The 14725-nt window shown below is 56.8% G+C and carries 12 protein-coding genes; 6 read left to right on the top strand and 6 right to left on the bottom strand.

Annotation, left to right across the window (positions count from 1 at the left end; all coding sequences use genetic code 11):
- Positions 1–11: 11 nt before the first annotated feature.
- From RA28_RS14880 to pyrH, 5 genes are all read right to left on the bottom strand, one after another.
- The gene (locus tag RA28_RS14880) at positions 12–452 is read right to left on the bottom strand and encodes a TrgA family protein (protein ID WP_039530378.1); all 441 of its coding nucleotides are present in this window, start codon (positions 450–452) and stop codon (positions 12–14) included.
- Between the two features lie 16 nt (positions 453–468).
- A complete protein-coding gene (locus RA28_RS14875) occupies positions 469–1677 on the bottom strand; it encodes an SAM-dependent methyltransferase (protein WP_039530377.1) in 1209 nt (402 codons plus the stop codon).
- A gap of 61 nt (positions 1678–1738) precedes the next feature.
- The gene (locus RA28_RS14870; protein WP_039530376.1) at positions 1739–3172 is read right to left on the bottom strand and encodes a cryptochrome/photolyase family protein; all 1434 of its coding nucleotides are present in this window, start codon (positions 3170–3172) and stop codon (positions 1739–1741) included.
- Between the two features lie 47 nt (positions 3173–3219).
- A complete protein-coding gene (locus RA28_RS14865; protein WP_039530375.1) occupies positions 3220–4446 on the bottom strand; it encodes an aminotransferase class V-fold PLP-dependent enzyme in 1227 nt (408 codons plus the stop codon).
- A gap of 56 nt (positions 4447–4502) precedes the next feature.
- Entirely contained in the window at positions 4503–5255 is a 753-nt protein-coding gene (gene pyrH / locus RA28_RS14860; protein ID WP_039530374.1) for a UMP kinase, read from the bottom strand.
- Between the two features lie 96 nt (positions 5256–5351).
- Between pyrH and miaA the strand changes: the two genes are divergently transcribed.
- From miaA to RA28_RS14835, 5 genes are all read left to right on the top strand, one after another.
- Positions 5352–6242, top strand: coding sequence for a tRNA (adenosine(37)-N6)-dimethylallyltransferase MiaA (miaA, locus tag RA28_RS14855; protein WP_082029834.1), 891 nt, complete (start codon positions 5352–5354; stop codon positions 6240–6242).
- A gap of 317 nt (positions 6243–6559) precedes the next feature.
- Positions 6560–8230: an ABC transporter substrate-binding protein gene (locus RA28_RS14850; RefSeq protein ID WP_039530373.1), complete on the top strand. Its 1671-nt coding sequence runs from the start codon at positions 6560–6562 to the stop codon at positions 8228–8230.
- A gap of 119 nt (positions 8231–8349) precedes the next feature.
- Positions 8350–9396 (top strand): ABC transporter permease, encoded by a 1047-nt coding sequence (locus tag RA28_RS14845; RefSeq protein ID WP_039530372.1) that lies wholly within the window; start codon positions 8350–8352, stop codon positions 9394–9396.
- A gap of 13 nt (positions 9397–9409) precedes the next feature.
- Positions 9410–10873 carry an ABC transporter permease gene (locus tag RA28_RS14840; protein ID WP_039530371.1) on the top strand — a complete coding sequence of 488 codons (1464 nt, stop codon included), beginning with the start codon at positions 9410–9412 and terminating at the stop codon, positions 10871–10873.
- A 92-nt stretch (positions 10874–10965) separates the two neighbouring features.
- On the top strand, positions 10966–13053 hold the full coding sequence (locus RA28_RS14835; RefSeq protein WP_039530370.1) for a dipeptide ABC transporter ATP-binding protein: 2088 nt from the start codon (positions 10966–10968) through the stop codon (positions 13051–13053).
- 201 nt (positions 13054–13254) lie between these two features.
- On the opposite strand, the gene RA28_RS14830 is transcribed toward RA28_RS14835, so the two are convergent.
- The gene (locus RA28_RS14830; RefSeq protein WP_039530369.1) at positions 13255–13833 is read right to left on the bottom strand and encodes a lytic transglycosylase domain-containing protein; all 579 of its coding nucleotides are present in this window, start codon (positions 13831–13833) and stop codon (positions 13255–13257) included.
- Between the two features lie 208 nt (positions 13834–14041).
- On the opposite strand from RA28_RS14830, the gene ssb reads away from it, so the two are divergent.
- Positions 14042–14521, top strand: a complete 480-nt coding sequence (gene ssb / locus RA28_RS14825) for a single-stranded DNA-binding protein (protein WP_039530368.1) — start codon at positions 14042–14044, stop codon at positions 14519–14521.
- Positions 14522–14725 lie beyond the last annotated feature (204 nt).

Genomic DNA, 14725 nt, shown 5'->3' with positions numbered 1-14725 from the left:
GCGTATGCCGGTTAATTCCAGCGCCGCGCGGCGATTTCGGTTAGCAACCCCGTCACGATCGCTCCGACGATCAGTGTGAGGATAATTTCGGACGCCGCCAATTGACTTGCGAACCCGACACCCAGTTCGAAGATGGCGATGACAGCCTCAAACGGACCACCATACCGGTTGCGCATGGCTTGTTGGACCATCTCATAGGTGCCTTGAACAAAAAGGCCCCAGAACACAAGCGCCGCAACCCCGGTCAGGCCGTTGTTCAGACCCGCGGTCCAGCCGCGACCTGCCCGTTTACCCATGATGACCCATCCGCAGGCAACGCCAAGCGCCATGTTGACGAACGGAAAATACCCGTAGGACTTACCTTCTTCCCCGTTTGCCATGATCATTGACGAAACCAAGAACGCCACCACCAACAAACAGGTTGAGGCGACAAGGCGTGCGGCAGTAGGCATTCGTTAAGTCCGTCCTTTAACTGGGTTTTGCTATCGTGATCTGTGTCACATCGCAATTACCCGTGTCAAAGGCTGCGCCGCAGGCGGTCAAATAATAATTCCACATGCGGCGAAAACGCTCATCAAAACCCAAGTCGGATATCTGGTCCCACTTCGCGTTGAACGTCTCGTACCAGCGCCGCAGGGTCAGATCATAGCTTTTGCCAAATTCCTTCGATCGGACCACTTCCAGACCAGCCATACCGATTTGTTCCTTGAGGATCTTTGGGGCCGGCAGCATCCCACCCGGAAAGATGTACTTCTGAATGAAATCAATGCCGTTCTTGTAAACTTCCCAGCGATGATCGGCCACAGTGATGATCTGTAAAGTCGCTTGCGCGCCCGGTTTCAAACGCTCTCGCACCGTTTCGAAATAGACCGGCCAATACTTTTGTCCCACGGCCTCGAACATCTCGATCGAAGCGATGCCATCGTAAAGCCCGCGCTCGTCACGATAATCCTGCAGCTTGAAGTCAACCAAGTCAGAAAGCCCTGCGTTTTCAATACGCTCCGTTGCGAACTTCAACTGCTCTTGACTGATCGTCAGGCCGGTGACGCGCAGACCCCTTTCTTTTGCGGCGTATTCGGCAAAACCACCCCATCCGCAACCAATTTCAAGGATATGGTCGCCGGGTTTCGCACCCATTTCATCCACAAGGCTCGCGTATTTGGCGGTCTGTGCCTTTTCCAGACTTTCCTGCCCGGTTTCAAAAATCGCACTTGAATAGGTCATGGTATCGTCCAGCCACAACCCATAGAACGCGTTGCCCAAGTCATAGTGGTAAGAAATGTTCCTTTTGGCTTGCGACCTGTTGTTCCGGTGCAACCAGAACCGAAGCCGCTCGTATGCCCGAACAAGGAACTTGCCGGTAAAATCGTCATAGACGGTTTCCGTTCCAAGGTGGACAAGATCCATGAAGGCACGCAAATCGGGTGTGCTCCAATCACCTTCCAGGTAACCATCCGAGAACCCAAGTTCGCCTTCGCGGACCAGACGCGCAAAAATGTCCGGATCATGGATGTCGACGCGCGCCACAGGGCCGGGCTCTCGCCCATCGGCGCGGAAAACGCGCCCATCCGGCAGCGCAATGTCAAGACGACCGGCATTCATACTGCCCAGCATCTTGAAGACTTGTGCAAAATACCTTGGCAGGTTTTCCTGCCCTTGTGTGGTCGTCAGGAACATCCGCTCTCCCCTCTGCGGTTGCGTTGCAAGGCTAGGGCGGGATTTCGTTTCTGGCAAGTTTTCAATTCCTTACTGGTGATTTTCTGCTTTCGTACGCCGCGAGCGCGTGCGCGCGTCCATCCCGCAAGCTTACAATTGGTTCCGGGTACGGCGTATCCGGTGACACCGCCCAAGACTGCGGCACGGCGTCGAAATAGGCCAACGCCTCGGCGCATGGGTTGGGTTGAAGTTCCGCAATCCAACGCCTGACATAGTCCCCGTTCGGGTCGAACCTTTCGCGCTGGGTTTCCGGGTTGAAAATCCGAAAAAACGGCGCTGCATCCGGCCCTGATCCGGCGACCCACTGCCAGCCCATCGCATTGGCGGCAGGGTCCCAATCAATCAGACAGTCCGCGAACCAATTCATCCCGACTTTCCAATGAACCAACATATGCTTGGTCAGGTAGCTGGCGACAATCATCCGGGCGCGGTTATGCATACGCCCCGTGACATACATCTGCCGCAGCCCTGCATCGACCACTGGAATGCCCGTCCGCGCCTGAATCCAGGCCTGGGCCGTTTCGGTGGTGGCGTCGTCGCTCCAGGGAAAGCCTTCCCACTCCGGCCGCCAGTTGTCGGTCAGCATATGTGGCGTGTGATACATCAAATGATAGGCGAACTCGCGCCAGACCAGTTGCCGCAGGTAGGCATCCGTGCCGGTCGCGCCCAATGCAGCGGCGGTCTGCACCCTGTGCCAGATCGTTCGCGGGCCAATTTCTCCCAAGGACAGGTATTCGGACAGATCCGAGGTTCCGTCCTTATCCAATGTGTCCCGGTCCCCTGCGTAGTTGCCAATACGGCTTAGAAAGCCGTCCAGCCGCGCCAGCGCCGCGGCTTCGCCCGATTGTACATAGGGCTGAACAACTGCGGCGCCCCGATGCATGGCATAACCCAGCCGCCACTGTGAAAGGTGGTCCGACAGCGGCCATACAGTCGGCGGCGTCAAAGCGGACGGCGCAGCGGCTGGGGTGCTGATGTCCCGATTGCTTACGGCGCGCCACATCGGTGTGAAAACCCGGAATGGGTGCCCCGATTTTGTCGCCACGTCCCAAGGCTCGAACAGCAGATGACCGGCAAAGGATCGTGCCTCAATCCCTTGACGCGTCAGTTCGGCCTTGATCCGGGTATCCCGTTCGATGGAACCGGGATCATAGGCTCTGGTCCAGAAAACGGATGTCGCGCCGGTTTCCTTTATCAACTGCAGCAAAACGTCCAAGGCCGGTCCGCGCCGCAGGGTCAACCGACTGCCAAGGTCTTTCAGAGCCTCGCCAAAACCCTCCAGCCCCAATTCCAGCCGCCATTTTGGTGCCGCACCCAACGCATCAACCTGGTCATCCAGTATGTACAGCGGCAGGATGGGACGCCCGGATGCCGTAGCATGATGCAAAGCGGGATGATCAGAAAAGCGCAGATCGCGCCTGAACCACATGATGATCGGAGGGTGCTCGGGTTCCATACATTTCCCTGTTTTTTCAAGGGGTACGAAACAGGATTGAACCCGGATCACAAAACCCGGTCAAGCGCCTCGAGCAACTGGTTGATTTCCTGTTGCGAAGTGTAATGCGTGAAACTAAGGCGAAGCACACCCTGATCGGGGTCAATGCCCATCGCCTGCAGGGTACGCATTGCGTAAAAGTCACCGCCATCCGCCATGACGCCGTGTTCCGCCAATTCAGCCGCCACCGGCAAAGATGCCCGGTTCAGGGCCAGTGAAACGGTCGGCGCGCGGCGCACAGCCTCTGCTGGGCCCAGCAGCCGGACAGCGTTTCGGTTCTTGACCGAATCCAACAGCGGCTGAAGCAACCCAGTCTCGTGTCGACGCATCAGATCATGCGCAAAGCCACCGCGCTGCGCTGCGCCAGCTTGCGGACCTTGGTGATGGTCACACAGAAGATCAACATAGTCAGCCATTCCGGCACTTGCGGCGATCTGGGCGTGGTCGGGGCCTGCTGGCGTAAAACGCTTGTAGAGAACATCGCCGTTGAAATAATGCCCCTGATTGGGAAGCATCTGACCAAGCGCGCGCCGAATGACCATGCAACCCTGATGCGGGCCGTAGGTTTTGTAGGCCGAAAACAAATAGATATCCGGCCCCAATTCACCTACATTCGGGAACCCGTGCGGGACGTACGATACCCCGTCGACACACACAAACGCTCCGGCTGCGTGGGCGATTGCGGTTATTTCCGTGACCGGATTGATGTCACCCACAACGTTTGAGCAATGTGGAAAGCAAACCAGGCGCACACGTTCGTCCAGCAGGTTTTCAAGGTCTTGCGGATCTAGCGTGCCGGTTTCAGGGTCGATCCGCCATTCGCGGATCTCAATGCCGTCTTCGGAAAGCCTGCGCCATGGTCCGGAATTCGCCTCATGATCCTGATCCGTTACAACGACAGCGTCACCCGGGTTCAACCATTGCCGGAAAGCCTGCGCCAAAACGTAGGTGTTTTGTGTGGTTGATGGACCGAAGCTCAGTTCGTCCGTTTCCACACCCAGCAACGCAGCAAGGCGTTCGCGGGCCTCATCCATTTCCTCGCCGCCCAACCGGCTGGCCTCGAAAGGAGAATTAGGCTGAACTTTGCGCTGCGTGTAAAAACGATAAAGCCGGTCAATGACGGGCTTGCAGGTGTATGATCCGCCGGCATTCTGGAAAAATGCCTGTCCTTGCAAGCTTGGTTCCGAGAATGCGGGGAATTGTGCCCGAACGAAGTCGATATCCAGTGTGCGCATGCCTCGGCTCTTGTTTGTTTCTCAGCTATTCTAATGTCTGGCTGCGGTCGAAAGCGCTATCCCTGAACCTTGGTGTAAGTCCCCTCGCCGGCCAATATGCCGCGGAATCCACCGGGTTCATCCAGCCCGAAGACGATCAGCGGCAAATTGTTGTCGCGCGCCAACGCAATCGCCGACGCATCCATAACCCGCAATCGCTTGGCCAGAACGTCGTCATAGCTGACGGTTTTGTACCTTACGGCATCGTCATGCGTTTTAGGATCTTTGTCATAGACGCCATCAACACCGTTTTTGCCCATGAAGATGGCTTCGCATGCCATTTCATTGGCACGTAGCGTCGCAGCAGTATCTGTTGTGAAATAAGGGTTCCCCGTTCCGGCAGCGAAAATGCAGACACGTTTCTTTTCCAGGTGGCGCACGGCGCGGCGGCGGATATAGGGCTCGCACACTTCGTCCATCCGAATTGCCGAGATCACCCGCGTGAAGACGCCAACGCCTTCCAGCGCGGACTGCATGGCCAGCGCGTTCATCACCGTGGCCAACATCCCCATATAGTCTGCTGTGGTCCGCTCCATCCCCTGCGCCGAACCTGACAATCCGCGAAAGATGTTGCCGCCGCCAATCACCATGCAAATTTCCACGCCCAAATCGTGAACCGATTTGACCTCTTGCGCGATGCGCTGAACGGTCGGCGGGTGCAGTCCGAATCCCTGATCGCCCATCAGCGCCTCGCCCGAGATTTTCAGCATCACGCGATTGTACTTTGTTTTCGGCATCTCGGTGGTTTCAATGGCGGGGGGAAGGGTCATGTTGCGCTCCGGGCTGGCACGGGTTTATTTCCGGCGCAAAATGAAGCAAAACCTCCGCAGGTTCAATGCGGATGGTAAGGAATAAGGCACCAGGAAATGGCCGACATGTCAAAGACCCGGCTTTGGGATCGCCTGCCCCCCATACCTGACGACAAACCGGTGCTGATCGCAGGCCCAACAGCCTCTGGTAAATCCGAGCTAGCATTGCAGATCGCAGAACGTCTTGGCGGTGTGATCGTCAATGCCGATGCCAGCCAGGTCTACGACTGTTGGCGCATCATCTCAGCCCGTCCATCGCCCCAGGAAGAAGCCCGCGCGAACCATCTTCTTTACGGACACGTTCCGTTCGATCAGACATATTCGGCGGGTCACTGGTTGCGGGAAGTCACGCCTTTGTTGACTGGCCGCCAACGTCCGATCATCGTCGGCGGCACGGGGCTTTATTTCACCACGCTGACCGAAGGCATGGCCGACATTCCGGCAATCCCGCCCGAAGTTCGGGCGAAGGCCGATCAGATCCCTCTGGCCGAGTTGATAAGAGACGTCGATGCGCGCACATTGGAAAGGCTGGACCTCAACAATCGGGCGCGTGTTCAACGCGCCTGGGAGGTTCTGACAGCGACCGGGCGCCCGCTGGCTGATTGGCAGGACGAAACGCCCGCGCCCGTTCTGGATCTTGCCGATGCAGTCCCCATTGTTTTTGAAACCGACAAGGATTGGTTGTCGGATCGCATCAATCGCCGATTTGACCTCATGCTCGACATGGGCGCCTTGGACGAGGTGGCCGCGATGCAGGATCGGTATGATCCAATTTTGCCAGCGTTCAAGGCGATCGGCGTGCCAGAACTGTCGGCCTATCTGAGGGGCCAGATGACGCTTGATCAGGCCCGCGAAAGGGCGACAATCGCGACCCGGCAGTTCGCCAAGCGGCAACGAACGTGGTTTCGGGCACGAATGAAGCTTTGGCATTCGGTGCAGGCGGCGTAGAGATCCGTCCTTTTTGTTAATTTACAAATACTTATTTTCCCTTCGAAGGGCCGCGATCAGAGACACATTTCCGGATTGGCGCCCTTTACCTGATCACAATGGCTTTAGGGTGATCCGCTGTGACTTTCCCGGAGAATGTCGCTTTTGTACAATTGATGACGATTCCGAACATTGACGTTGCCGAAAAAGTGGTGCCGAATACCGACATGGGGATGCAAAGAATCCGAAAGTCAGAACCCTTCGCCCTACCGACCGGCTCGACCCGGGTCGCGTAGCGCAAAAGTTAATCAAAAAATCAGTGTCACAGGGAGACATCTATGAGTAATCAACTATCCACCGAAGAAAAGGTGCACTGGGCGGCTGAGATGCACGCGCAGGAATATCGCGACGGCCATCTGAGCCGACGTGAATTCATTGCGCGCGCAACGGCACTGGGTGTGGCCGTTCCGACCGCGTACGGATTGATCGGACTTCAATCCCCCGCTGCGGCGCAGGAAGCCCAGCGCGGTGGCACAATCCGTTACCAGATGGAAGTACGCGCACTGAAAGACCCGCGTACATATGACTGGACCCAGATCGCAACCTTCACCGCAGGTTGGCTGGAATATCTGGTCGAGTACAACAATGACGGTTCGTTCAAGCCCATGCTGTTGGAAAGCTGGGAAGCCAACGACGACGCGACAGAGTACACTCTGAACGTGCGCAAAGGCGTCAAGTGGAACAATGGCGATGATTTCACCGCCGAAGACGTTGCGCGCAACATCACCGGCTGGTGTGACGCCACGCTCGAAGGGAACTCGATGGCGTCGCGCATGGCATCGCTGATCGATGAAGGCACGCAGATGGCGTCGGATGGCGCGATCACCGTTGTCGACAGCCATACTGTCAAGCTCAAGTGCAACGCGCCGGACATCACCATCATTCCGGGCATGGCCGACTATCCGGCAGCAATCGTGCACAGCAGCTTTGACGCCAATGACATGCTCGGCAACCCGATCGGCACAGGGTTCATGAAACCCGAAAGCCACGAGGTCGGTGTTAAAGGCGTTCTGGTTCGCAACGAAGACTTCGACTGGTGGGGTTATGAAGCCGGCAAGGGCGGCTATATCGACCGCATCGAGTTCATCGACTACGGTACTGACCCTGCGGCCTTCCTTGCTGCGTACGAGGCCGAAGAGATCGATATGAACTGGGAGTCGGTTGGCGAATTTGTCGACATCTTTGATGGTATCGGTCTTGTCCGCTCGGAAATCCCGTCGGGCTTTACGATCGTTATTCGCCCAAACCAGCTGGCCGAAGACGCAGATGGCAACAAAATCTACGCCGACAAGCGTGTGCGTCAGGCATTGGCCATGGCGGTCGACAACGAAGTATGTCTGGAACTCGGCATGTCCGGCTACGGCATCCCTGCTGAGAACAGCCACGTTGGCCCGATGCACCCCGAGTATGACTCGTCAATTGTACGTATCCCGTATGATCCGGCTGGCGCAAAAGCCCTCATGGACGAAGCGGGCATGGGTGACTTCGAGCACGAAGTGCAATCAATCGACGACGACTGGCGCCGCAACACAACAGCGGCTGTTGTTGCTCAATTGAACGATGCAGGCATCAAGGCCAAGCACACGGTTCTTCCCGGATCGACCTTCTGGAACGACTGGACCAAGTACCCGTACTCGTCCACGAACTGGAACCACCGTCCGCTTGGCACGCAAATCCTGGCACTGGCGTATAAGTCAGGTGTTGCTTGGAACGAGTCCGGATTCTCGAACGAAGAGTTCGACACTCTGCTTGCCGAGGCGAACTCGATCGCCGACGTGGACCAGCGTCGCGAGGTAATGGCCAAGCTTCAGGCCATCATGATCGAAGAGGGTGTTGTCATCCAGCCGTATTGGCGGACGGCGATGCGCCACCACCGCGACAATATGGTGGGTGTCGAAAAGCACATCGCGGACCTGCCGCAGATTTATAAGTTCGGCCTCATCTCCTAAGCCAAAAAAACAGGCCGCGCCAGAAAGGCGCGGCCTTTTCGCCTATAGTGAGGCGACCATAAAAACAGCGAAGCGTAGGGCTTCTCGGCATTTACGCTAGCCTACCAACAGGGGCTAACATGGGACTATTTATTCTTAGGCGCGTCGGCATCATGCTGTTGACAGCATTATGTCTGACGTTTCTGGTCTTTTTCCTGACCAACCTCTACCCGAACCTCGAAAAGCTCGCGAAGACGCAGGGCAACTTCAGAATGTCGGACGAGCAGGTCAGCAGCTATCTTGAAAAAAACGGTTACCTTCAGGCAACGCCCATAAAATACGGCGAATGGCTGGGTGTCCTGCCGTCGTTCCGGTACGAAAACGAAGACGGAACCGTTCAGGGCAGATGTATTCTTCCGGGGCAATCTGCGGAAGAAGCGCCCAGATTCTGCGGCCTGCTGCAAGGGTACTGGGGCTATTCCACAGTCTTCAAGGAAGAAGTTTCGACCGTTGTTGGAACAAGACTTGCCTTGACCGGCCGGCTGATGTTCTGGGTCATGCTTCTTATGGTCCCGTCGGCGCTGATCTTGGGCATTCTTGCGGGGATGAAAGAAGGCTCGGCCACGGACCGGACCCTGTCCACCTTTGCTATTACGACGACGGCAACCCCCGAATACGTGTCGGGCGTTATCTTCATCGCGATATTCACATCCTCAGCGGTGGGATTGAAATGGTTCAAGGGGACGGCGACCCAGGCGATGGAGAACCCGACCTTCGAGAATTTCTTCTTACCGGTGCTGACAATCGCGCTTTACGGGATGGGCTATATTGCCCGGATGACACGCGCCTCAATGACCGAGGTCATGACCGCGCAGTACATCCGGACGGCGCGACTAAAGGGTGTGTCTTTTCCCAACATCGTCATGAAACACGCGCTGCGCAATGCGCTGATTGCGCCTTTCACCGTCATCATGTTGCAGTTCCCATGGCTGCTGAATGGCGTGGTGATCGTCGAGACCTTGTTCAACTACAAAGGTTTCGGATGGGCGCTGGTGCAGGCGGCGGGCAATAACGACATCCAGTTGTTGTTGGCGATCTCGGTCGTGTCCGTCTTTGTGGTGCTGGTGACTCAGCTGATATCGGATATCGGCTATGTCTACCTCAACCCGCGCATCCGCATTTCATAAGGGAGGATAGGACATGGAACCTCTTACCTGGACCGGCTCTATCGCCTTTCTGAACCCGCTTTTGATGATCGCGCTGGCATTGATGGCCTTGTCGATCCTCGTCTGGATACTGGCCAGCATCGTTTTGCCAGAGCCCCAGATGACGGTGAACGCGGACGGCACGCTGAGTTCGACCTCGGGCGTTCGCAATCTGATCCAATCGACGCTGCGCTACAGCTTTCTGGCCAGTGTGGCCTTGGCCGTGGCCTACATCGTTCTGGGCATCCTCATGGGCACAAGTGCCGGGATCATCGGCGCGATGTCCCAGCAATTTCTGCCTGTTTGGCTGTCGCTCATCATACTCTACGCCATGTCGATCGCGTTCAAACGCAAGCTGGGCCTTTATGGCAAACTGTTTGACAGCCCCATCGGTATGATCGGCTTTGGCCTTGTGATGTTCTGGGTCTTCACCGGCGTCTTCGGCGCTCTTGACCTGATCGTCACCCATGATCCGCTGGATCAGGTGTCGGGGATGAAGAACAAAGTGCCGGGCACCCCGCTGCCCAGTATCGAGGACGGGGAATACGCCTGGTACCTGCTCGGCGGTGACAACCTTGCCCGCGACGTGTTCAGCCGTATGGTCAAAGGCGCGTGGATCGTGGTCCAGATCGCCCCGCTGGCGACGATGTTTGCCTTTATGGTGGGTATCACGCTGGGCTTGCCGGCAGGATACTATGGTGGTCGTCTTGATACACTGCTGTCGTTCCTCGCCAACCTGATCCTCGCCTTCCCGGTCATCCTGCTGTTCTACCTGCTGGTCACGCCCGAGATCGTGGCAACCGGCGTGCCGAACTATATGGCGGCGGTATTGTTCATTTTCCCGATCATCTTCCTTGCGGTCTTGCTGAATTCGCGCTTCTACACGCGTCCGAATTTCCGCACCCCTCTGCTGATCGGGGTTCTGGGTGTTGCGTTGTGGTTCTACTTGTCGCTGATCTCGACCGGTGGCTACATCATCAACACGGACAGCTATCGCATCTGGGGTCTGCCGACCTATCTGGACCTGTTCGACATTCCAGGCGGTATTCTGGTGGTGTTCGTCTCGGTGGTTTTCGTGAACTCGCCCACCGTGTTCCGCATCGTGCGCGGACTGGCGCTGGATATCAAAACGCGGGACTATGTTGCCGCGGCTCAGACCCGTGGCGAAGGTCCGTGGTACATCATGCTGTGGGAGATATTGCCCAACGCGCGCGGCCCGCTGATCGTCGATTTCTGTCTGCGCATCGGCTATACCACGATCCTTTTGGGAACCCTGGGCTTCTTTGGACTGGGACTGCCGCCGGAAAGCCCGGATTGGGGATCTACGATCAACGAAGGGCGCAAGCTCTTGTCGATCTACCTGCACCCCGCCCTTCCGCCTGCGCTGGCCTTGTTGTCGCTGGTTCTTGGTTTGAACCTTCTGGCCGATGGTCTGCGCGAAGAAAGTCTGAAGGACTGATGTGACAGTGGCTGGGGGCGTTGCCCCCAGACCCCCAGGATATTTTTAGCCAGATGAAGGGGATCCCCCGGACTCTCGCGAGGAGTAACAAGATGAACAAACTGGCGGATTATGACGGGCCAATTCTGGAGATCGACAAGCTGTCGATTTCGTTTTTCACGCGATTGAGAGAAATTCCGGCCGTTATGGATTTCTCGGTCAGCGTGCAGCCCGGCGAAGCCGTGGGGCTGGTGGGTGAATCGGGGTGCGGTAAATCCACCGTGGCGCTGGGCGTTATGCAGGATCTTGGTAAGAACGGGCGTATTGTCGGTGGCTCGATCAAGTTCAAGGGGCGCGATCTGGGTGAGATGACCACCGAAGAACTGCGCGACATTCGCGGCAATGAAATCGCGATGATCTATCAGGAGCCGATGGCATCGCTGAATCCGGCGATGAAGATTGGCAAACAGTTGATGGAAGTGCCGATGATCCACGAGGGCGTTGGGTCGGAAGAAGCTTACGCCCGCGCGTTGGAGGTTGTCACCGATGTGCGCCTGCCCGACCCCGAACGCATGCTGAATTCCTTCCCGCACCAATTGTCTGGCGGTCAGCAGCAGCGGATCGTGATTGCGATGGCGCTGATGTCAAAACCTGCGCTGTTGATTTTGGATGAGCCGACGACAGCGTTGGACGTGACTGTTGAGGCCGCAGTCGTCGAACTGGTCAAGGATCTGGGCAAGAAATACGGCACCTCGATGCTGTTCATCTCGCACAACCTTGGGCTGGTGTTGGAAACCTGTGACCGGCTGTGCGTCATGTATTCCGGAGAGGCCGTCGAGCGCGGTTCAATCGAGGATGTGTTCGACGAGATGCAGCACCCCTACACGCAGGCGCTGTTCCGTTCGATCCCATTGCCGGGGGCCGACAAGAACTCGCGCCCGTTGGTTGCCATTCCGGGGAACTTTCCTCTGCCGCACGAGCGCCCTCCGGGCTGTAACTTTGGCCCGCGCTGCGACTATTTCGAAGAGGGTCGCTGTGACGCCAAGGACATCCTGATGGAAGCCGTTCCCGGAAACGACCGTCACCACACACGGTGCCTCAAGTTCCAGGAGATCGATTGGAACGCGCCGATTACCGTTGGCGAGCAGAAAGAGAAAGCCGAGATTGGCCGAACCGTTCTGAAAATGGACAACCTCAAGAAATATTATGAGGTTGCCGCAAACGCCTTGTTTGGTGGCGGCGATACCAAGGTCGTGAAGGCCAACGAGACATTGAGTTTCGAGGCGCACGAGTCCGAAACCCTTGCGATCGTTGGCGAATCCGGGTGCGGAAAGTCTACTTTCGCCAAGGTCCTCATGGGGCTTGAGACCGCAACAGACGGGCAGATCCTGTTGGACAATCGCAACATCGAGGATGTTCCGATTGAGGAACGGGATGCCAAGACTGTCGGCGAAGTTCAGATGGTGTTCCAGAACCCGTTCGATACGCTTAACCCGTCGATGACGGTTGGTCGTCAGATCATTCGTGCGTTGGAGATATTCGGCATCGGCAACTCTGAGGCTGAGCGCAAGAAACGCATGCTGGAACTGCTGGACCTGGTGAAACTGCCGCGCGCCTTTGCGGATCGCATGCCACGTCAGCTGTCGGGTGGACAAAAACAGCGCGTCGGTATCGCGCGTGCCTTTGCCGGGGATGCCCGGATCGTTGTTGCGGACGAGCCGGTATCCGCTCTGGACGTGTCGGTTCAGGCTGCTGTGACCGATCTGTTGATGGAAATCCAGCGCGAGCAAAAGACGACCCTTTTGTTCATCAGCCACGATCTGTCCATTGTGCGCTACCTCAGTGACCGGGTGATGGTTATGTATCTGGGCCATGTCGTTGAACTGGGAACAACGGATCAGGTCTTTAGCCCGCCCTACCATCCATATACCGAGGCGTTGCTGAGCGCGGTTCCTATTGCTGACACCTCAATCGAGAAACAGCATATCGTGCTTGAAGGCGACATTCCTTCGGCCATGAACCCGCCTCCGGGCTGCCCGTTCCAGACACGCTGTCGCTGGAAGTCCGAAGTGCCGGATGGGCGCTGTGAATCGCACGTGCCGCCCGTACAAACGCTCGCGGATGGGCATCAGGTCAAATGCCATCTGGCCGAGGACGTTCTGGCCCGGATGGAGCCGGTCATCAAGATCGCTGCAGAATGACCCGGCTTGAATGATCAAGGGGCGTCGGTTTTTCCGGCGCCCTTGTCACGCCCGGCCAATGAGGTTTTGCAGCTTGGGCATGAAGGCAATTCGGTCGGCCTGTAGGTGACCCGCCATTTGCCCTCATAGGGGACTAACCGATGGTCTTCGTCCCCAGCATGGGTGTACAGGGTGTGCCTACCCAAAATTTGCCGGACTAAATCAGCCGCCCCAGATCACTTTCACGTAATTCTGCGTCTCGGCGTATGGCGGGACGCCATCGTACTTTTCGACCGCTTTGGGACCCGCATTATAGGCAGCCAGTGCCAGGCGCCATGATTTGAACTTGCGATATTGCCATGACAAATAGCGCGCGCCGCCTTCCAGATTCTGGATCGGGTCGTGGGGGTCCACGCCCAGCAATCGCGCCGTCTGCGGCATCAACTGCGCCAATCCCAAGGCCCCTTTGTGAGAGACGGCATGGGGATTCCATCCGCTTTCCTGCTGGACCAGCCGCAAGAACATTTCCTCCGGAACATTGTGCTGGCGTGCTGCGTTGCGGGCATGGGTCAAGAACTGACCCTTGTAGTTACCTGTGTAACGTTTTGAAAAGCCCTTGCTTTTCGTCTTTGGCTTCAAGCGTTCGGAATCGCGGTATTGCGTTGAGGCGCGGTTGTCCAAGACTTTGGCCTGCTTGAGGAATATCGCCTTGCGGTTCTTGGATGACAATGCTTGTGACTGCGCCGGTAAAGACGTCAGGCAAAGACACAAAGCCGCAATCCCACAAACCAGAACACGCATTAAAAGCAATCCCGCTCGCTCAACAACCAGACGGATTATAGGTATTAACAGCAAAAATGAAAGGTTGGTAAACGTGGCAGTAAGATTTTCATGCCCACCGTTGCGCTATCAACCATGTTTTAACCATGACGCAGGACGTATAGGGTCGGCAGCAGAGTATCGCGCAAGATTCGGGCGCTAAACACCATATGCAAGAACGAGGGAATTCATGGCAGGGTCAGTCAACAAAGTCATTCTGGTCGGAAACTTGGGTCGCGACCCCGAAGTGCGCACGTTCCAGAACGGCGGAAAGGTCTGCAACCTACGCGTCGCCACATCCGAGACATGGAAAGACAGAAATACTGGCGAACGACGCGAACGGACAGAGTGGCACTCGGTCGCGATTTTCAATGAAGGCCTCGTGCGGGTCGCTGAACAATATCTCCGCAAAGGATCCAAGGTCTATTTGGAAGGCCAGTTGCAGACGCGTAAATGGCAGGATCAATCGGGTCAGGATCGATACTCGACCGAGGTCGTGTTGCAGGGTTTCGGCTCAACTCTAGTCATGTTGGATGCCCGCGGCGAAGGCGGCGGCGGTGGATACGGCGGCGGTCAGGCTGGCGGCGGTTATGACGATCCATACAGCGGTCAGTCCAGCGCGCCCGCCCCTGCCTCAGGCGGAATCGACGACGACGAGATTCCGTTCTAGCAGTGCCCGTGTTCGGGCTGGCTGTCCAGCGCGCAGAATCGTTTGTTGAAGTGAATCCCCGGAACCATATTTCCGGGGATTTTCATCAGAGCGCGGTGGACTGATCGATCTGCGGGTACCGCGATTCGGCGCGTTGCAATGATACATCGACCTGCGCATTGATACGCGCGTTCAAGGCTTGAGATGTAAGAAACCTGCCAAACA

The organism is Ruegeria sp. ANG-S4, assembly GCF_000814005.1.
Taxonomy (GTDB): Bacteria; Pseudomonadota; Alphaproteobacteria; order Rhodobacterales; family Rhodobacteraceae; genus Ruegeria.
The sequence above is the reverse complement of the archived record's forward strand: the minus strand, read 5'-3'. Positions and strand labels throughout refer to the sequence as shown.

Coding starts and splice junctions, on each gene's coding strand:
- RA28_RS14880 (WP_039530378.1), bottom strand. CDS start 452: ATGCCTACTGCCGCACGCCTTGTCGCCTCAACCTGTTTGTTGGTGGTG.
- miaA (WP_082029834.1), top strand. CDS start 5,352: ATGGCCGACATGTCAAAGACCCGGCTTTGGGATCGCCTGCCCCCCATA.
- RA28_RS14850 (WP_039530373.1), top strand. CDS start 6,560: ATGAGTAATCAACTATCCACCGAAGAAAAGGTGCACTGGGCGGCTGAG.
- RA28_RS14840 (WP_039530371.1), top strand. CDS start 9,410: ATGGAACCTCTTACCTGGACCGGCTCTATCGCCTTTCTGAACCCGCTT.
- RA28_RS14865 (WP_039530375.1), bottom strand. CDS start 4,446: ATGCGCACACTGGATATCGACTTCGTTCGGGCACAATTCCCCGCATTC.
- RA28_RS14875 (WP_039530377.1), bottom strand. CDS start 1,677: ATGTTCCTGACGACCACACAAGGGCAGGAAAACCTGCCAAGGTATTTT.
- RA28_RS14835 (WP_039530370.1), top strand. CDS start 10,966: ATGAACAAACTGGCGGATTATGACGGGCCAATTCTGGAGATCGACAAG.
- RA28_RS14830 (WP_039530369.1), bottom strand. CDS start 13,833: ATGCGTGTTCTGGTTTGTGGGATTGCGGCTTTGTGTCTTTGCCTGACG.
- RA28_RS14845 (WP_039530372.1), top strand. CDS start 8,350: ATGGGACTATTTATTCTTAGGCGCGTCGGCATCATGCTGTTGACAGCA.
- pyrH (WP_039530374.1), bottom strand. CDS start 5,255: ATGACCCTTCCCCCCGCCATTGAAACCACCGAGATGCCGAAAACAAAG.
- RA28_RS14870 (WP_039530376.1), bottom strand. CDS start 3,172: ATGGAACCCGAGCACCCTCCGATCATCATGTGGTTCAGGCGCGATCTG.
- ssb (WP_039530368.1), top strand. CDS start 14,042: ATGGCAGGGTCAGTCAACAAAGTCATTCTGGTCGGAAACTTGGGTCGC.